The sequence below is a fragment of the Streptomyces sp. NPDC091376 genome (assembly GCF_044757085.1).
Taxonomy (GTDB): domain Bacteria; phylum Actinomycetota; class Actinomycetes; order Streptomycetales; family Streptomycetaceae; genus Streptomyces; species Streptomyces pratisoli.
Genome location: NZ_JBIVUF010000001.1, coordinates 813,988 through 830,949 on the forward strand (window position 1 = coordinate 813,988; position 16,962 = coordinate 830,949).

The 16,962-nt window shown below is 70.2% G+C and carries 18 protein-coding genes and 1 pseudogene; 16 read left to right on the plus strand and 3 right to left on the minus strand.

Translation table 11 applies throughout. The features are described from left to right. Positions 1-55 precede the first annotated feature (55 nt). Positions 56-982, minus strand: a complete 927-nt coding sequence (locus tag ACIQMR_RS03590) for an ABC transporter ATP-binding protein (RefSeq protein ID WP_401382359.1) — start codon at positions 980-982, stop codon at positions 56-58. 285 nt (positions 983-1,267) lie between these two features. Between ACIQMR_RS03590 and ACIQMR_RS03595 the strand changes: the two genes are divergently transcribed. From ACIQMR_RS03595 to ACIQMR_RS03660, 14 genes and pseudogenes are all read left to right on the plus strand, one after another. Continuing rightward, complete coding sequence (locus ACIQMR_RS03595; RefSeq protein ID WP_401382361.1) at positions 1,268-2,068, plus strand: helix-turn-helix transcriptional regulator; 801 nt, start codon at positions 1,268-1,270, stop codon at positions 2,066-2,068. After that, the gene (sufB, locus tag ACIQMR_RS03600; RefSeq protein WP_266375075.1) at positions 2,065-3,486 is read left to right on the plus strand and encodes a Fe-S cluster assembly protein SufB; all 1,422 of its coding nucleotides are present in this window, start codon (positions 2,065-2,067) and stop codon (positions 3,484-3,486) included. Before ACIQMR_RS03595 ends, sufB begins: the two co-directional genes overlap by 4 nt. A 114-nt stretch (positions 3,487-3,600) precedes the next feature. Beyond that, the gene (gene sufD, locus ACIQMR_RS03605; RefSeq protein WP_401382364.1) at positions 3,601-4,779 is read left to right on the plus strand and encodes a Fe-S cluster assembly protein SufD; all 1,179 of its coding nucleotides are present in this window, start codon (positions 3,601-3,603) and stop codon (positions 4,777-4,779) included. After that, positions 4,779-5,096, plus strand: coding sequence for a non-heme iron oxygenase ferredoxin subunit (locus ACIQMR_RS03610; protein ID WP_266375077.1), 318 nt, complete (start codon positions 4,779-4,781; stop codon positions 5,094-5,096). Before sufD ends, ACIQMR_RS03610 begins: the two co-directional genes overlap by 1 nt. A gap of 7 nt (positions 5,097-5,103) precedes the next feature. Further along, positions 5,104-5,868 carry a Fe-S cluster assembly ATPase SufC gene (gene sufC, locus ACIQMR_RS03615; protein WP_401382367.1) on the plus strand — a complete coding sequence of 255 codons (765 nt, stop codon included), beginning with the start codon at positions 5,104-5,106 and terminating at the stop codon, positions 5,866-5,868. Beyond that, entirely contained in the window at positions 5,865-7,121 is a 1,257-nt protein-coding gene (locus ACIQMR_RS03620) for a cysteine desulfurase (RefSeq protein WP_401382369.1), read from the plus strand. The genes sufC and ACIQMR_RS03620 overlap by 4 nt, the downstream gene beginning before the upstream one ends. Positions 7,122-7,139: 18 nt before the next feature. Beyond that, positions 7,140-7,595, plus strand: coding sequence for a Fe-S cluster assembly sulfur transfer protein SufU (sufU, locus tag ACIQMR_RS03625; protein ID WP_266375081.1), 456 nt, complete (start codon positions 7,140-7,142; stop codon positions 7,593-7,595). Next, positions 7,592-7,984: a metal-sulfur cluster assembly factor gene (locus ACIQMR_RS03630; RefSeq protein ID WP_401382372.1), complete on the plus strand. Its 393-nt coding sequence runs from the start codon at positions 7,592-7,594 to the stop codon at positions 7,982-7,984. The genes sufU and ACIQMR_RS03630 overlap by 4 nt, the downstream gene beginning before the upstream one ends. 114 nt (positions 7,985-8,098) lie before the next feature. Further along, a complete protein-coding gene (locus ACIQMR_RS03635) occupies positions 8,099-8,437 on the plus strand; it encodes a DMT family transporter (RefSeq protein WP_401382374.1) in 339 nt (112 codons plus the stop codon). After that, positions 8,437-8,985, plus strand: coding sequence for a TetR/AcrR family transcriptional regulator (locus ACIQMR_RS03640; protein WP_401382376.1), 549 nt, complete (start codon positions 8,437-8,439; stop codon positions 8,983-8,985). The genes ACIQMR_RS03635 and ACIQMR_RS03640 overlap by 1 nt, the downstream gene beginning before the upstream one ends. 9 nt (positions 8,986-8,994) lie before the next feature. Next, a pseudogene (locus ACIQMR_RS03645) lies at positions 8,995-9,280 on the plus strand (RNA polymerase sigma factor); the annotation flags it as partial. Positions 9,281-9,307: 27 nt separating this feature from the next. Beyond that, on the plus strand, positions 9,308-10,039 hold the full coding sequence (locus ACIQMR_RS03650; RefSeq protein WP_401382378.1) for a hypothetical protein: 732 nt from the start codon (positions 9,308-9,310) through the stop codon (positions 10,037-10,039). Beyond that, positions 10,036-11,037: a 2,3,4,5-tetrahydropyridine-2,6-dicarboxylate N-succinyltransferase gene (dapD, locus tag ACIQMR_RS03655; RefSeq protein WP_401382380.1), complete on the plus strand. Its 1,002-nt coding sequence runs from the start codon at positions 10,036-10,038 to the stop codon at positions 11,035-11,037. The genes ACIQMR_RS03650 and dapD overlap by 4 nt, the downstream gene beginning before the upstream one ends. A 161-nt stretch (positions 11,038-11,198) precedes the next feature. Beyond that, on the plus strand, positions 11,199-11,402 hold the full coding sequence (locus tag ACIQMR_RS03660; protein WP_401382382.1) for a hypothetical protein: 204 nt from the start codon (positions 11,199-11,201) through the stop codon (positions 11,400-11,402). A gap of 36 nt (positions 11,403-11,438) precedes the next feature. On the opposite strand, the gene dapA is transcribed toward ACIQMR_RS03660, so the two are convergent. Further along, positions 11,439-12,350: a 4-hydroxy-tetrahydrodipicolinate synthase gene (gene dapA / locus ACIQMR_RS03665; protein ID WP_401382385.1), complete on the minus strand. Its 912-nt coding sequence runs from the start codon at positions 12,348-12,350 to the stop codon at positions 11,439-11,441. Between the two features lie 154 nt (positions 12,351-12,504). On the opposite strand from dapA, the gene ACIQMR_RS03670 reads away from it, so the two are divergent. Next, positions 12,505-13,212 (plus strand): antibiotic biosynthesis monooxygenase, encoded by a 708-nt coding sequence (locus ACIQMR_RS03670; RefSeq protein WP_401382388.1) that lies wholly within the window; start codon positions 12,505-12,507, stop codon positions 13,210-13,212. 13 nt (positions 13,213-13,225) lie between these two features. Here ACIQMR_RS03670 and ACIQMR_RS03675 read toward each other — a convergent pair whose 3' ends face one another. Further along, positions 13,226-15,070, minus strand: a complete 1,845-nt coding sequence (locus ACIQMR_RS03675; RefSeq protein ID WP_401382390.1) for an endonuclease/exonuclease/phosphatase family protein — start codon at positions 15,068-15,070, stop codon at positions 13,226-13,228. A 269-nt stretch (positions 15,071-15,339) separates the two neighbouring features. Between ACIQMR_RS03675 and ACIQMR_RS03680 the strand changes: the two genes are divergently transcribed. Next, positions 15,340-16,809 carry a hypothetical protein gene (locus tag ACIQMR_RS03680; protein WP_401382392.1) on the plus strand — a complete coding sequence of 490 codons (1,470 nt, stop codon included), beginning with the start codon at positions 15,340-15,342 and terminating at the stop codon, positions 16,807-16,809. The last annotated feature ends 153 nt before the right edge of the window (positions 16,810-16,962 follow it).

The following is a 16,962-nucleotide window of genomic DNA, read 5'->3' on the forward strand; positions in this document are numbered from 1 at the left end:
TACGTCCCCGGCGCTCCCGGGGCTTCGGACGTCACGTCCGTGGTCACCTCAGCGGTCACGACCGCAGCTCCTTCCCGGTGAGCTCCAAGAAGACGTCCTCGAGGGTGTGGCGCTCCACCGAGATGCCGTCCGGCATCACGCCGTGCTGCGCGCACCAGGAGGTGACGGTGGCGAGCAGCTGGGGGTCGACCGTGCCGGTGATCCGGTAGGCACCCGGCGTCAGCTCCGCGGCGGCCGTGCCGTCCGGCAGCGCCTTCAGCAGGGAGCCCAGGTCGAGGCCGGGACGGCCGGTGAAGCGCAGCGTGTTCTCCGCGCCGCCGCGGCAGAGCTGCTCGGGGCTGCCCTGGGCGACGACCCGGCCCGCGTCGATGATCGCGATGTCGTCCGCGAGCTCTTCCGCCTCGTTCATGAAGTGCGTGGTCAGGACGACCGTCACGCCGTCCGTGCGCAGTTCGCGCACCAGATCCCAGGTGGCGCGGCGGGCCTGCGGGTCGAGTCCGGCGGTCGGCTCGTCCAGGAAGACCAGTTCCGGGCGGCCGACGACGGCCATGGCGAGCGCGAGCCGCTGCTGCTGTCCGCCGGAGAGCCGCCGGTACGTCGTCCGGCCGCAGGAGCCGAGACCGAGTCGCTCGATCAGGGCGTCCACGTCCAGCGGGCGGGCGTGCAGCTTCGCCATGTGGCGGAGCATCTCGTCGGCGCGGGCGCCGGAGTAGACGCCACCCGACTGGAGCATCACGCCGATCCGCGGGCGCAGCCGCGCGGCGTCGGCGACCGGGTCGAGGCCGAGGACGCGGACCGTGCCCGAGTCGGCGCGGCGGTAGCCCTCGCAGGTCTCGACGGTGGTGGTCTTCCCGGCGCCGTTCGGACCGAGGACGGCGGCGACCGTTCCGGCGCGGACGTCGAGGTCGAGCCCGTTCACGGCGGTCCTGGCTCCGTACCGCTTGACCAGGCTCCGTACCCGGACGGCGGACTCGTTCATCATGCGGGGCAGTCTAGGGAGGCCCGACGGCTCCACGGGCCCCCGGGGCGGGAACGCACGCTGGGTGACCGCCCGGTTCCGGCCACCTCCTCGGCGGACAAATCGCCGGTCAGCGGGGTCGCCGGCCCGCCGGATGCCTTCCCGCGCACGGCGGGGGACGGTGGCCGATTGATCCCATGAATGATCATTCCCGCAGGTCAGGTTAGGTTTCCCTTAGTGATGCACGGCACCGTCCGTCCGGTGGGACGCGGCTTGTCAGTCTCTCGGGAATTACGCAACAATGGTGTTGTGAAAAGCGGCGGAGCTGTTGGGGAGTCCCCACAGGAGGAGCTCGCGACCGGGGAGCGGTCCACCCGCAACCGGGTTGCGCGGTCCATCCTGGACCACGGGCCGTCCACCGTCGCCGATCTCGCCGGGCGCCTCGGACTCACCCAGGCCGCCGTCCGCCGCCATCTCGACGCGCTGGTCTCCGACGACGTCGTCGTCGCCCGCGAGCAGCGCGTGTACGGGGCGCGCACCCGCGGCAGGCCCGCCAAGGTCTTCGCACTGACCGACTGCGGCCGGGACGCCTTCGACCAGTCCTACGACGCCCTCGCGGTGGACGCCCTCCGCTGGATCGAGCAGAACGCGGGCGGCGAAGCCGCCGTCGCCGCGTTCGCCCGGGACCGGATGGAGGCCCAGGCGGAGGCGTATCGCGCGGCCGTGGAGGCCGTGGACGCCGAGGAGCGCACCGAGGCACTCGCCAGGGCGTTGACCGCCGACGGGTACGCTGCTACGGCGCGTAGTGCGCCGGTGGGCGAGCAGCTGTGCCAGCACCACTGTCCCGTCGCCCATGTGGCCGAGCGGTATCCGCAGCTGTGCGAGGCGGAGACCGAGGTCTTCTCCCGCTTGCTCGGCACGCATGTGCAGCGTCTGGCCACCATCGCCCACGGCGACGGAGTGTGCACCACCTTCATCCCGAAGGCGGGCCACAGACCCGACGAGCGGGCGGGCGGGACCAGCAGGGCCGGCACGACCGACGAGACCAGCACGACCGACAAGACCACTTCGCAAGCATCTGATAGCACGGCCGGGAGGAACCCCGCATGACTCTCCCCACGGAGACTGCCCACCCTGAGCTCGAGGGCCTGGGCAAGTACGAATACGGCTGGGCCGACTCCGACGCCGCGGGCGCATCCGCCAAGCGCGGTCTCTCGGAGGACGTCGTCCGCGACATCTCCGAGAAGAAGTCCGAGCCCGAGTGGATGCTGAAGCTGCGTCTGAAGGGTCTGCGGCTCTTCGACAAGAAGCCCATGCCGAACTGGGGCTCCGACCTCTCCGGCATCGACTTCGACAACATCAAGTACTTCGTGCGGTCCACCGAGAAGCAGGCGGAGTCCTGGGAGGACCTCCCGGAGGACATCAAGAACACGTACGACAAGCTCGGCATCCCCGAGGCCGAGAAGCAGCGCCTCGTCGCCGGTGTCGCCGCGCAGTACGAGTCGGAGGTCGTCTACCACCAGATCCGTGAGGACCTGGAGGAGCAGGGCGTCATCTTCCTGGACACCGACACGGCGCTGAAGGAGCACCCGGAGCTCTTCAAGGAGTACTTCGGCACGGTCATCCCCGTCGGCGACAACAAGTTCGCGTCGCTGAACACCGCGGTGTGGTCCGGTGGATCCTTCATCTACGTCCCGAAGGGCGTGCACGTCGAGATCCCGCTCCAGGCCTACTTCCGGATCAACACCGAGAACATGGGCCAGTTCGAGCGGACGCTGATCATCGTCGACGAGGACGCCTACGTCCACTACGTCGAGGGCTGCACCGCGCCGATCTACTCCTCGGACTCCCTGCACAGCGCCGTGGTCGAGATCATCGTCAAGAAGGGCGCCCGCTGCCGTTACACGACCATCCAGAACTGGTCGAACAACGTCTACAACCTGGTCACCAAGCGCGCCGTGGCCTACGAGGGCGCGACCATGGAGTGGGTCGACGGCAACATCGGCTCCAAGGTGACGATGAAGTACCCGGCCGTCTACCTCATGGGCGAGCACGCCAAGGGCGAGACCCTCTCCATCGCCTTCGCGGGCGAGGGCCAGCACCAGGACGCCGGAGCCAAGATGGTCCACATGGCGCCGAACACGTCGTCGAACATCGTCTCCAAGTCGGTGGCGCGCGGCGGCGGCCGTACGTCCTACCGCGGGCTGATCGAGATCGGCGAGGGCGCTCCGGGTGCGAAGTCCAACGTCCTCTGTGACGCTCTGCTCGTCGACACCATCTCCCGCTCCGACACCTACCCGTACGTCGACGTCCGCGAGGACGACGTCTCCATGGGACACGAGGCGACCGTCTCCAAGGTCTCGGACGACCAGCTCTTCTACCTGATGAGCCGCGGACTCTCCGAGGACGAGGCGATGGCGATGATCGTGCGCGGCTTCGTCGAGCCGATCGCCAAGGAGCTGCCCATGGAGTACGCGCTGGAGCTCAACCGGCTGATCGAGCTGCAGATGGAGGGCGCGGTCGGCTGACGCCGGCGGCCCGTCCGCAGCGAGCACGCAGGACCGGGGCCCGTGGCGCAGCCACAGGTGCCACGGACCCGGAACAGACACAGGCTTAACGAGGAAGCGAGCAAGACGACAGCCATGGCTGAGGCTCAGAACATTCCGGTGGGCTCCACCACCGCCGGCTCGATCGCGGTGGCCGCCGAGTCGACCGTCGCCACGCGCATGAGCGCGCCCCCGTCCTTCGACGTCGCGGACTTCCCGGTCCCGCACGGTCGCGAGGAGGAGTGGCGGTTCACGCCGCTGGAGCGCCTGCGGGGTCTGCACGACGGCACCGCGAAGGCCGACGGTTCCCTCAAGGCGGAGGTGAGCGCGCCGGACGGGGTCACCGTCGAGGCCGTCGGCCGTGACGACGCGCGTATCGGCAAGGCCGGCACGCCCGTCGACCGCGTCGCCGCCCAGGCGTACTCGTCCTTCGAGAAGGCCACCGTCATCTCCGTGCCCAAGGAGACGGTCCTGACCGAACCGGTGCGGCTCACCCTGCACGGCGAGGGCGGCACCACCTTCGGGCACACGGTCTTCGACATCGGCGCCTTCGCCGAGGCCGTCATCGTCATCGACCACACCGGCGACGCCGTGCGCGCCGCCAACGTGGACTTCCTGATCGGCGACGGCGCCAAGGTCACGTTCGTCTCCGTCCAGGACTGGGACGACACCTCGGTGCACTGCTCGCAGCACAACGCCCTGATCGGCCGCGACGCCGCCTTCAAGTCGGTCGTCGTGACGTTCGGCGGCGACGTCGTACGCCTCCACCCGCGCGTTTCGTACGCGGGAACGGGCGGCGAGGCCGAGCTGTTCGGTCTGTACTTCACCGACGCCGGCCAGCACCAGGAGCACCGCCTCCTGGTCGACCACAACATGCCGCACTGCAAGTCCAACGTCGCCTACAAGGGCGCGCTCCAGGGCGACAACGCCCACGCCGTGTGGATCGGCGACGTGCTCATCGAGGCCAAGGCCGAGGGCACGGACACCTACGAGCTCAACCGCAACCTGGTGCTGAGCGACGGCGCCCGCGTCGACTCCGTGCCGAACCTGGAGATCGAGACCGGTGAGATCGCCGGCGCCGGTCACGCCTCCGCCACCGGCCGCTTCGACGACGAGCAGCTCTTCTACCTGATGGCCCGCGGCATCCCGGCGGCCGAGGCACGTCGCCTCGTCGTCCGTGGCTTCTTCGCCGAGCTGGTCCAGCAGATCGGCCTGCCCGACGTCGAGGAGCGCCTCATCGCCACGATCGAGGCCGAGCTGGAGGCGTCCGTCTGATGGCCTTCGTCCGAGCCTGTGGGCTGAGCGAGCTGGAGGAGGACACCCCGAAGCGGGTGGAACTCGACGGCACGCCGGTCTCCGTCGTCCGTACGGAGGGCGAGGTGTTCGCGATCCACGACATCTGCTCGCACGCGAACGTCTCCCTGTCCGAGGGCGAGGTCGAGGACTGCCAGATCGAGTGCTGGCTGCACGGCTCCAGCTTCGACCTCCGCACCGGCAAGCCGTCCGGCCTTCCCGCGACGCGCCCGGTCCCCGTGTACCCCGTAAAGATCGAAGGGGACGATGTGCTCGTCTCCGTCACCCAGGAGAACTGAAGTCCCCATGGCAACGCTTGAAATCCGCGACCTGCGCGTCTCCGTCGAGGCCGACAACGCCACCAAGGAGATCCTCAAGGGCGTCGACCTGACCGTGAAGCAGGGCGAGACCCACGCCATCATGGGCCCCAACGGCTCCGGCAAGTCGACCCTCGCCTACTCCCTGGCGGGCCACCCCAAGTACACGATCACCGGTGGCACCGTGACCCTGGACGGCGAGGACGTCCTGGAGATGTCCGTCGACGAGCGCGCCCGCGCCGGCGTCTTCCTCGCCATGCAGTACCCCGTCGAGATCCCGGGCGTCTCGGTCTCCAACTTCCTGCGCACCTCCGCCACCGCCATCCGCGGCGAGGCCCCCAAGCTGCGCACCTGGGTGAAGGAGGTCAAGGAGACCATGGAGCGTCTCCACATGGACCCCTCCTTCGCCGAGCGCAACGTCAACGAGGGCTTCTCCGGCGGTGAGAAGAAGCGCCACGAGATCCTTCAGCTGGAGCTCCTCAAGCCCAAGATCGCGATCCTCGACGAGACCGACTCCGGCCTCGACGTCGACGCCCTGCGCACGGTTTCCGAGGGCGTCAACCGTGTCCGCGAGTCCGGCGAGGTCGGCACCCTGCTGATCACGCACTACACGCGCATCCTGCGCTACATCAAGCCCGACTTCGTGCACGTGTTCGCGAACGGCCGTATCGCCGAGTCCGGCGGCGCCGAGCTCGCCGACAAGCTGGAGGCCGAGGGCTACGAGGCATACACGAAGGGTGGCGTATCCGCGTGACACATCTGCCGGGCCTCCTCGACACCGAGGCGATCCGCAAGGACTTCCCGATCCTGGACCGTCTGGTCCACGACGGCAAGAAGGTCGTCTACCTGGACAACGCGGCGACGTCCCAGAAGCCGCGCCAGGTGCTCGACGCGCTCAACACCTACTACGAGCGGTACAACGCCAACGTCCACCGCGGCGTGCACGTCCTTGCCGAGGAGGCCACGGCGGCGTACGAAGGCGCCCGCGACAAGGTCGCCGCCTTCATCAACGCGCCCAGCCGCGACGAGGTGATCTTCACCAAGAACGCCTCGGAGTCGCTGAACCTCGTGGCGAACATGCTGGGCTGGGCCGACGAGCCCTACCGCGTGGACCGCGAGACCGAGATAGTCATCACGGAGATGGAGCACCACTCCAACATCGTTCCGTGGCAGCTGCTGGCGCAGCGCACGGGCGCGAAGCTGAAGTGGTTCGGGCTCACGGACGACGGCCGGCTGGACCTGTCCAACATCGAGGAGATCATCACGGAGAAGACGAAGATCGTCTCCTTCACGCTGGTCTCCAACATCCTGGGCACGGTCAACCCGGTCGACCAGATCGTCCGCCGGGCGCAGGACGTCGGTGCGCTCGTCCTCATCGACGCCTCGCAGGCCGCTCCGCACATGCCGCTCGACGTCCAGGCCCTGGGCGCCGACTTCGTGGCCTTCACCGGTCACAAGATGTGCGGCCCGACCGGTATCGGCGTCCTGTGGGGCCGCCAGGAGCTGCTGGAGGACCTCCCGCCGTTCCTGGGGGGCGGCGAGATGATCGAGACCGTCTCGATGCACTCCTCGACGTACGCTCCCGCGCCGCACAAGTTCGAGGCGGGTACGCCCCCGATCGCCCAGGCCGTCGGCCTCGGCGCGGCCGTGGACTACCTCACCTCGATCGGCATGGACAAGATCCTCCAGCACGAGCACGCGCTCACCGAGTACGCGGTGAGCCGCCTCCAGGAGGTTCCCGACCTGCGGATCATCGGCCCGGTCACGGCCGAGGACCGCGGCGCGGCGATCTCCTTCGTGCTCGGCGACATCCATCCGCACGATGTGGGGCAGGTGCTCGACGAGCAGGGCATCGCGGTCCGTGTCGGCCACCACTGCGCACGGCCGGTGTGCCTCAGGTACGGAATTCCTGCGACCACGCGGGCGTCGTTCTATCTGTACTCCACGCCGGGCGAGGTGGACGCGCTGATCGACGGCCTGGAGCACGTCCGCAACTTCTTCGGATGAGGGACTGAGGGACGCTCTGTGAAGCTTGATTCGATGTACCAGGACGTCATCCTGGACCACTACAAGCACCCGCACGGCCGGGGCTTGCGGGACGGTGACGCCGAGGTGCACCACGTCAACCCAACCTGCGGCGACGAGATCACGTTGCGTGTGAAGTACGACGGCACGCGCGTCGAGGACGTCTCGTACGAGGGCCAGGGCTGCTCGATCAGCCAGGCCTCCGCCTCCGTGCTGAACGAGCTGCTCGTCGGCAGGGAGCTCGCCGAGGCGCAGAAGATCCAGGCGACGTTCCTTGAGCTGATGCAGTCCAAGGGCCAGATCGAGCCGGACGACGCGATGGAGGAGGTGCTGGAGGACGCGGTCGCGTTCGCCGGCGTCTCGAAGTACCCGGCGCGCGTGAAGTGCGCCCTCCTGAGCTGGATGGCATGGAAGGACGCGACGGCCCAGGCGCTGTCCGAAGGGAAGACCGCATGACTGAGAACCCCGAGACCACGGCGGAGAAGGACTGGCCGGACGAGGAGACCTTCTCGTCCGGGGCCGCGACGCCCGGCACGAAGGCCTCCGAGGAGGAGGTCCGCGAGGCGCTGTACGACGTCGTCGACCCCGAGCTGGGCATCGACGTGGTCAACCTCGGCCTGATCTACGGCATCCACATCGACGACTCGAACATCGCGACGCTGGACATGACGCTGACGTCCGCGGCCTGCCCGCTGACCGACGTGATCGAGGACCAGGCGAAGGCGGCGACCGACGGCATCGTCAACGAGCTGAAGATCAACTGGGTCTGGATGCCCCCGTGGGGTCCCGACAAGATCACGGACGACGGTCGCGAGCAGCTGAGGGCGCTCGGCTTCAACGTCTGACACACGCGCGTACGGCACGCGTACTCCAAAGGCCATGCCCGCCAGTCACGGACCGGCGGGCATGGCCTTTCGCCGTGCCGGGGTCCGCCGCGTTGTGTACGGGCGTACCCATCCATGTGTACAGTTGTACGCATGGGATACGGACTGCTGGCCGCGGCCATCGCGGCGGAGGTCGCCGGCACCACGGCGATGAAGTACAGCGACGGCTTCACCCGGCTCTGGCCCTCCCTCGTCACCGTCGTCGGCTATGTGCTCGCCTTCACGCTGCTCGCGCAGACGCTGAAGACGCTGTCGGTCGGGACGGCCTACGCGATCTGGGCGGGCATCGGGACGGCGGCCGTCGCGGCGATCGGCATGCTGTTCATGAACGAGTCCGCCGGCCCGGTGAAGATCGCCGGAATCGCGCTGATCGTCGCCGGGGTCGTCGTGCTCAACCTCGGGGGTGCGCACTGATGGGCCGCCGGTACGACCCCGACCGGCGCCAGCGCATCATCGACGCGGCGATCCGGGTGGTCGGCCGCAACGGCATCGCCGGGCTGAGCCATCGCACGGTCGCCGCCGAGGCCGATGTGCCGCTCGGCTCGACGACGTATCACTTCGCCTCGCTGGACGAGCTGTTGGTCGCCGCCCTGCGCCAGGCCAACGAGGGCTTCGCGGCGGCGGTGCGGGACAGCGGCGCACTCGTCGACCCCGGGAGCGACCTCGCCCGGGAGCTGGCCCGGCTGATGGGCGAGTGGCTCGGGGGCGAACGCACCGGCGTGGAGCTGGAGTACGAGCTCTATCTCGCCGCTCTGCGCCGCCCCGCCCTGCGGCCCGTCGCGGCCGAGTGGGCCGACGGCGTCGCCGAGTCCCTCGCCCGTCGCAGCGATCCCGCGACGGCACGGGCGCTGGTGGCCCTGATGGACGGCATCTGCCTGCAGGTGCTGCTGACGGACGCGCCCTACGACGAGGACTACGCACGCGAGATGCTGGACCGGATCCTTCCGCGCCCGACACCGTGAACCCGAACGCGGCCTGCCGCCGACATCCACCGCTACGCCGCACGACGGCTCGGTGAGAGCGCGGCCGACGACATCACCGCCGACACCTTCCTGGCCGCGTTCCGCACCCGTGCGCGCTACGACCTGGCGCGCCCGAGCGCCCGCCCCTGGCTGTACGGCATCGCCGCGAACCTCATCGGCAAGCACCGCCGCGCCGAGGTACGGGCCCTGAGGGCACTGGCCAGGACGGGCCAGGACCCGGTCGCCGAATCCTGGTCCGACCGCGCGGACGCCCGGGTCGCGGCCCAGGCCACGGGCGGGCCCATCCGTGCCGAGGGGCCGTGTGCTGAACGAGGTACCGTCCGGCTTCACGGAAAGCCTGTCCCCGCAGAAGTCGGACGCGCTGATGGCCGAGTTCCCCGAGGACGACCCGGAGGCCGTGCTGCGCCTGATCCGCGAGCGGTCCATCCCGACGCGCGTGACCAGCGCCGTCCGGAAGACCCAGAGCCAGCGTGACTACGACGAGATCGTGGAGGTACTGGCGGGGGCGCCCGCGGCCACCGTCGACCAGCGTCGAAACCTCTACCGGGTCATCACGGGTCTGGACGGGGCGACGAACCCCGTGCCGACGACCGACGGAATCGGCAGGAAGGTCATCGCCGTCGGCGTCGAGGGCAACCAGCGCGACTACGCGTGGCAGCGCAACACGTACCAGGTACTGCTCGACCCGGAGACCTATGCCTACCGGGGCGCCCGGGTGGTGGCGGGCATGGGCTACTACGTGGGCGGCAAGGCCTCCGGAGGCCCCTTCGTGGCAAAGGGCACGGTGATCGCCACGGTCACCAGACAGCGCACCGAGATCGTCGACGATCGCCCGAGCAGCTTCTCCGTCGAGCGGGGATACCCGAGCCAGTGGCATCGGATAGATGTGCGCTGGCGCCGGGCGCGATCGGCCTCGCCCCGTGGGGGAGGGCGGGACGGTACACCGGCCCGCCCTCTGCCCACAGCGGGGGCGGACCGGCACCTGAGACCGGTTCGCACCGGCCGGGCCCTGCCGGTTAGGTTCTCCTCATGACTGACTCGCCCGACAGCACCACCGCTACGCGCACCACCGGCGCCGTCGCCGCCGGCCTTGCCACCATCGCCGGCGACGGCACCGTTCTCGACACCTGGTTCCCCGCCCCCGAGCTCTCGTCCGAGCCCGGTCCGGCCGGTACCGAGCGGCTCTCGCCCGACCAGGCGGTGAACCTCCTCGGTGAGGGCGCCGTGAAGGCCATCGGCGTGGACGCCCGCCGCGAGGTCGAGGTCGTCGCCGTCCGTACGGTCATCGCCTCGCTCGACGAGAAGCCGATCGACGCGCACGACGCCTATCTGCGCCTCCACCTGCTCTCGCACCGGCTGGTGCGGCCGCACGGCCAGAGCCTCGACGGTGTCTTCGGGCTGCTCGCCAACGTCGCCTGGACCTCGCTGGGCCCGGTCGCCGTCGACAACGTCGAGAGGGTGCGGCTCAACGCCCGCGCCGAGGGCCTGCACCTGCAGGTGACGTCCATCGACAAGTTCCCGCGGATGACGGACTACGTGGCCCCCAAGGGCGTCCGGATCGCCGACGCCGACCGTGTCCGGCTCGGTGCGCACCTCGCCGAGGGCACCACGGTCATGCACGAGGGCTTCGTCAACTTCAACGCCGGCACCCTCGGCACCTCCATGGTCGAGGGCCGGATCTCCGCCGGCGTCGTCATCGGCGACGGCTCCGACATCGGTGGCGGCGCCTCCACCATGGGCACCCTCTCCGGCGGCGGCAACGTCATCATCTCCGTGGGTGAGCGCTGCCTGATCGGCGCCGAGGCGGGCGTCGGGATCGCGCTCGGCGACGAGTGCGTCGTCGAGGCCGGTCTCTATGTCACGGCGGGCACCCGGGTCACGCTGCCCGACGGCCAGATCGTCAAGGCCCGTGAGCTGTCCGGTGCGTCGAACATCCTCTTCCGCCGCAACTCGGTGACCGGTGCCGTCGAGGCCCGCCCGAACAACGCGGTCTGGGGCGGTCTCAACGAGGTGCTCCACAGCCACAACTGAGGGTCCGTGCGCGGGCCCCATGAGGCGCGTCCGAGGGTCCGACGGTCCCGTTGCGTCGCTCGTACCGACGTATTCGTGTGACTCTGCGTAACCTTTCATGCCCCCGGGCGGATGAGCGGGTGACCGTAGAGTCACACGAACACGCAAGGCGAGGAAGCGACATGAAGACCAGGGTGGCCGTACTCGGAACGTTGACGCTGTTGGCCGTGGCGCAGCAGTGCGGCCTCGCGCAGGCCGACGAGATCCACACCGACTCGCACAACGCGCCGGTCGTGGCGCTGATCTCGACCGGCCAGATCGACGACCCGCTCGAGGACGTCCTGGAGCACGCCGCGGTGTTCGGAACGACCTCGGTGTACGACTAGGCCCACCAGGCCCACCAGGTCCGCTCAGGGATTCGGTCAGGCCGGGAACAGCCGGGCCAGTTCCTCGTAGACAGCCAGCAGCCCGCCCGCCGTGTCACGGTCGGCGGGCTGCAGCGGTTCCCGGACCGGACCGGCCGGCAGGCCGAGCGCGCCGAGCAGAGCCTTGGCGGTCACCGTGCCGGGCAGCCCCGACGCCATCATCAGCTCGGCGAGCGGCAGCGTGAGCCCGTTGAGCTCGGCGGCCTCCGCCGTCCGGCCGGCGTCGTACGCGTCGAGCACGGCACGCATCGGGCGCGGGGCCGCGTTCGCGACCGTGCTGACGAAGCCCGAGCCGCCCACCGCATACAGCGGAAGGTTCAGTTCCTCGCAGCCCGAGTAGTAGGCGAGCGACGTCCGGGCGATCACCTTGGTGCTGCCGAGCAGGTCGTACGCGCAGTCCTTCACGGCCACGATCCGGGGATGCGCCGCGAGGGCCAGCATCGTCTCGGGCTCGATGCGGGTGCCGGTGCGGCCGGGGATGTCGTACAGCATCAGCGGGATGCCGACCGCGTCCGCCACCCGCCGGAAGTGCGCCGCGACGGCGGGCTGCGGCGGCCGGCTGTAGTACGGGGCGACGACCAGGAGCCCGTCGGCTCCCGCGTCCTCGGCGGCCCGCGCCAGCTCCACCGTGTGCCGGGTGCTCGCACTGCCGACGCCCGCGACGACGGCCGGTCCCTCGCCCACGGCCTCGCGGACGGCCCGTACGAGCGCCGTCTTCTCGGCGTCGGTCGTGGTCGGGGACTCGCCGGTCGTGCCGTTCAGCACGAGCCCGTCGCACCCCTCGGCCACCAGATGGGTGGCGAGCTTCCGGGCACCGTCCAGGTCGGGCGCGCCCTCGGCGGTGAAGGGCGTGATCATCGCGCACAGGGCGCGGCCGAAGGGGCGTGGGCGCGGTCGTTGCGTCGTCATATCCGAAGTGTCCGCTCGCCGACTGTGAAGGTCCACTTAGTTCTGCTAGGGGTCAAGGGCAAGCGAAACTGAAAGGTCGAGGATGGCTTGACCTCAACCGAGGTTGAAGTCCGAGCATGGTCGTCGAAGGCCCGACCGGCTCAGGAGGACCACGATGACCGCGCATCTCTCCTCCCGCCCCGACCTCACCCGCTCCGGCGTCGGCAGCGTCAAGGTCAGCACCTGGCACGTCGGCACGCCCGAGCGGCAGCGGGCGGCCGTCGAGGCGATCGGCCGTGCCTGGCGGCTCCGCGACTGGCCCGACGTCGGCCTGCTCTCGTACAGCGTGTGCACGAGCAACGACGGAACCGCCCTGCTGCACTACTCGCAGTGGACCGGGGAGGACGCGTACCAGGAGTTCTCCCGCACCTTCCGGGACGAGCGCAACGACGAGATCGACGCCGCCGTGCCGGGCATCGAGCGGCTGGGGCTGCACACCTACGAGCTCTACCGCAGCGGACGGCGTCCCGAGACCGACCTCAGGGTCCCGGGCTGTGTCGTGATCGTCGAGATCGGCTTCGACGGGCCGGACCCGGCCCGTCAGCGCGACTGGGTCGACGCCGTGTTCACCGCGCTCGAAGGCGATCCGCACCCGCACCCGGGCGGCATCTCGGCCCACTTCCACCTCGGCACGGACGGTACCCGCGTCCTCAACTACGCCGAGTGGGAGAGCGAGCAGGCCCACCGGGAGGCGCTCGCAGCCCCGGGCGACGGCGTCGGTTCGCCCACGGAACAGTGGGAGCGCGTCCGGCACCACCCGGGCCTCACCGGCAGCCGGGTGACGCGCTACACGCCCGCGCTCAGCCTGAGCGCGGGCGCGTAGCACCGCCGGCAGGTTACGGGCGGAAGCGCAGCACCTGCGGGTCGTGGTCGCTGTTCTGGTCCGCGAACTCCGCGTTGATGTGCACGCTGTCGTAGCTGAACTCATCGATCGACGGGCTCGTCAGGATCTGGTCGAGCACCTGGCTGTTGCCCTGGTAGACGTACGAGTAACGCTCGGCGCGCGGCAGGGACTTGATCGCCGGGTACAGCGCACCGCCGTCGGTGAGCGCCTTCGTCGTCTCCGAGAACTCGAAGTCGTTGATGTCGCCGAGGACGACGACATCGGCGCTGCGCTGGGCCTTGAGGATCTGCTTCACGAAGCCGTTCACGGCCTGCGCCTGCTGGAGGCGCTTGGCCTCGGAGGAGCGCACCGGCGGCTGGTGGTGCGAGGTCAGGCCCTCGTCGCCGCCCTTCGAGCCGAAGTGGTTGGCGATCACGAAGACCGTGCGGCCGCGGAAGACGAACTCACCGGCGAGCGGCTTGCGGCTCGCCTCCCAGGCGGTGTTCGCCGGGTCGATCCGGCCGGGGGAGAGGGTGAGGGCGGCGCGGCCGTGCTCGCGTACGACTCCGGTCACGGCCGTCGCGTTCCCGCCCGAGCGGTCGGTGAAGGAGACGCGCTCGGGGTTGAAGAGGAACACCTGGCGGATGTTGCCGCCGGGCTCGCCGCCGTCCTTGTTGTTCTCGGGGTCGACGGTCCGCCACTCGTACGCCGGGCCGCCGGCCGCGACGATCGCCTCCGTGAACTTCTTGACCGTCTGCTCGGCGGAGACGACGCCGTCGTTCTTGGCGCCGGTGTCGTCCTGGATCTCCTCCAGGGCGAGGATGTCGGGCGTCGCGAGGTTCTCCACGACGGCCTTCGCCAGCGCGTCGAACTTCTCCTGCGGGTCGGACGGGTCCAGGTTCTCCACGTTGTACGTGGCGACGGACAGCTCGCCGCGGCGCTCCTCACGCGCCGACTCGCGCTCCAGGCCGCGGTCGGTGACCGTGCCGAGGGTGCGGGCGGTGATCGTGTAGCCGCCGAACTGGTTGAAGTCCAGGGGGCCTTCGGTCGTGCCGGAGAGCACATCGCCGACGTTCGCCTTGGGGAACGGCTGCTGGGCGGTGGGCACCAGCGACTGGATCTGCAGCCTGCCGGTGTTCTGGGACGCGTACGAGCCGTAGCGGGCACCGCCGCGCCGGGTCGGGTTCTCCCACGGCTTCACCGTGACCCACAGCTCGGAGTACGGGTCGGTCGCGCCGACGACGCGCGAGGTGCCGATCCGTACGTTGCTGCCCTCCAGCGACTCGTAGTAGTCCAGGGCGTACGCACGGGGCTCGAGCGGCAGCGCGTTGATGCTGTTGGCGGCGGCCGGGTCGCCCTCGGGCGCGTACGCCGAGGGGACGGACCAGGCGGAGACGGTCACCGGGGCGGGCAGTGCGTTGCCGGAGGAGACCACGGTGACGGCCGGCTTGGAGATCTGGGTGAGTGACTGGTTGCCCGAGCTCAGGCCGCCCGGGACGTACTCGCCGACGGTGCCGGAGACCTTCACGGCGTCGCCGGTGGTGACGGTAGGCGTGGAACCGGTGAAGACGAACAGGCCCTCGCTGGTGGCCGGGTCGGCGTCGGCCTGCGGGTCCTGGAACCAGAAACCGCGCGAGGAGCCGTACGTGCGGACACCGGTGACGATGCCCTCGACGTCCTGCACCTGCTGCCCGACGAGCGGGGACGTACGGGTCGTGCCCTGGATGTCATGGATGCGAACGCCGGTGTCCGCGGTCTCGGCGTCGGCGGCGGCCGAGGAGGAGCCTGCGAGCAGGCCGGCGGCCAGCGCGGCGGCCACGACGGCCGCGACGGCGGCAGATCTCGGTATGGAAGGCATCAGGGAACTCCGTTGTGAGGGTTGGGGGGTGGCGATTTCACCACTGATGGGATCTACGCGCGTCAATCTCTTGGCAGAACACGCCACTTGTCAAGAGGTGCCGGGTGTACGGGGGTTGACGGGTACATGAACCGGACGGCATCGGGCGAAATGCGTCTACGCTGGGGGCCGCCACGAGCGCAAGTGAACCGAAGGGGCGCACGCTGGAGCGCCCCGGAGCCGAACCGAGCCGCAAACCGGTACGCCCGAAAGTCGAGGAGAGCCACCAGATGCCAGGAGACCGCCCCGCCGGACGCCCCACCCTGCCGCCGGTGCGACTGCATCCGGACGCGGAACTGGCGCGGGACGCCCTCGGCACACCCCTGCTGGCCAGGACCGTCCGGCTGGCGCGCTGGGCCGGCCCGGAGACCAGGGTCGGCGCGGGCGGGGAACTCGTGGACGAACAACTGCCCGCCGCGGCCGAGGCGTTGGGGCTCGCGGCGGACGAGGACGGCGCCGCGTACGCGAGCGAGGCATGGCGGATCGCCGTGGACACGGGGCTCGTCGACGTCGTCGACCCGGAGGACGACGCCACCGGACACGGCACCGTCACCACCGGCGGCCGGCTCCCGCTGGTCACCGGCGGCGGCCCCAAGGACGTGCTCGCCCTCTGGCAGGACGCCTTCGACGCGGTCTTCGCCGACGCGATCGCGCCGGAGCTCGACGATCTCGCCCATGTCATCGGCGAGGGCGGCGAGATCGACTTCGAGGCCCTCGACTGGGACCCCGAGTCGGAGGCCGAGTTCCTCGACGGCGTCCTCGGCAATCTGTACCTGCTCACCGTCAGCGAGAGCGGCGCGGGCGAGGAACAGATCCCCCTGCCCGCCCTCGCCGCGTCGATGATCGTGCCCGACGACATAAGGGAGCCCACCGACGCCGTCCTGGAGCAGGTCTCCGACGCGATGATGCGACTGGACGACCAGTTCCGGCTGCTGGAGCCGATCGGCCTGGTGGAGTACCGCCCGGTGGACGAGGCGCTGATGGCCGAGGAGGGGACGGAGTCCGCGCCGTCGCTGTCGGCCGCGGAGGAGGAGGACGTCTCCCGGTACGGAATGGTGAGGCTCACCCCGCTGGGGCTGTACGGGATCAGGGCCAGGATGCTGGAGGGCGGGGTGGTGGCACCCGCGGTCGGGGACCTCGCAGACAAGGACGCGAAGGCGCTGCTCGACGGGGTCGCGCACTACCCCGACCGGTCGGCCCGGGCCGAGACCGCCCAGTGGCTGGCCCGGCGCGAGACGCCGGCGGCCGCACGGGAACTCCTCGCCGCCGCCCGCGGGACCGACCCCGGGGCGCCCCTGCGCCGCCTCCACTGCCAGCAGGCCCTCGCACTGGCCGGCGCGGAGGCGGAACCGGCCGTGCGGGACGTCCTCGACGACCGTGAACTCGGTGGCCTCGCCCGCGTGTGGCTCGCCGAACGCGGCTCGGCGGACGTGCCGGCGCCCCCCGAGTCCATGATCTTCTGGCTCGCCGTCGACACGATCGCCGCGCAACTCGACGCCGAGGGGGATCTGGAGGAACTCCAGGACCTGGTCGAGGGCCTCGTCGGACAGCACAGCGGCTTCTTCGAGGAGGCGTGGCGGGTGGACCATCCGGCCGCGGCGGACGTCCTGGAGGCGATGGGGCGTCTGCACCGCGACAAGAAGACGGCGAAGGACGCACGCAAGGCCGCGTTCAAGGCCCGCTCCCGGCCGGGTTCCTGACCCCGCGCGCCCGGCGCACGAAGCGGCGCAGCGGTGCGGCGGTGCGGCGTCCGCCGGTGGGCAGGGACCACCGGGCGCACGAAAGAGTGAGATGTCGCATTGACTTCAACTGCCGTTTATACGTGACCGGGAGCGTGTGGGCCGACACCGGCC

Bases quoted from the DNA above. Each gene is read 5' to 3' on its own strand.
- ACIQMR_RS03590 (WP_401382359.1), bottom strand. From the start codon at position 982: ATGATGAACGAGTCCGCCGTCCGGGTACGGAGCCTGGTCAAGCGGTAC.
- sufB (WP_266375075.1), top strand. From the start codon at position 2,065: ATGACTCTCCCCACGGAGACTGCCCACCCTGAGCTCGAGGGCCTGGGC.
- sufD (WP_401382364.1), top strand. From the start codon at position 3,601: ATGGCTGAGGCTCAGAACATTCCGGTGGGCTCCACCACCGCCGGCTCG.
- ACIQMR_RS03610 (WP_266375077.1), top strand. From the start codon at position 4,779: ATGGCCTTCGTCCGAGCCTGTGGGCTGAGCGAGCTGGAGGAGGACACC.
- sufC (WP_401382367.1), top strand. From the start codon at position 5,104: ATGGCAACGCTTGAAATCCGCGACCTGCGCGTCTCCGTCGAGGCCGAC.
- ACIQMR_RS03630 (WP_401382372.1), top strand. From the start codon at position 7,592: ATGACTGAGAACCCCGAGACCACGGCGGAGAAGGACTGGCCGGACGAG.
- ACIQMR_RS03635 (WP_401382374.1), top strand. From the start codon at position 8,099: ATGTGTACAGTTGTACGCATGGGATACGGACTGCTGGCCGCGGCCATC.
- ACIQMR_RS03640 (WP_401382376.1), top strand. From the start codon at position 8,437: ATGGGCCGCCGGTACGACCCCGACCGGCGCCAGCGCATCATCGACGCG.
- dapD (WP_401382380.1), top strand. From the start codon at position 10,036: ATGACTGACTCGCCCGACAGCACCACCGCTACGCGCACCACCGGCGCC.
- ACIQMR_RS03660 (WP_401382382.1), top strand. From the start codon at position 11,199: ATGAAGACCAGGGTGGCCGTACTCGGAACGTTGACGCTGTTGGCCGTG.
- dapA (WP_401382385.1), bottom strand. From the start codon at position 12,350: ATGACGACGCAACGACCGCGCCCACGCCCCTTCGGCCGCGCCCTGTGC.
- ACIQMR_RS03670 (WP_401382388.1), top strand. From the start codon at position 12,505: ATGACCGCGCATCTCTCCTCCCGCCCCGACCTCACCCGCTCCGGCGTC.
- ACIQMR_RS03675 (WP_401382390.1), bottom strand. From the start codon at position 15,070: ATGCCTTCCATACCGAGATCTGCCGCCGTCGCGGCCGTCGTGGCCGCC.
- ACIQMR_RS03680 (WP_401382392.1), top strand. From the start codon at position 15,340: ATGCCAGGAGACCGCCCCGCCGGACGCCCCACCCTGCCGCCGGTGCGA.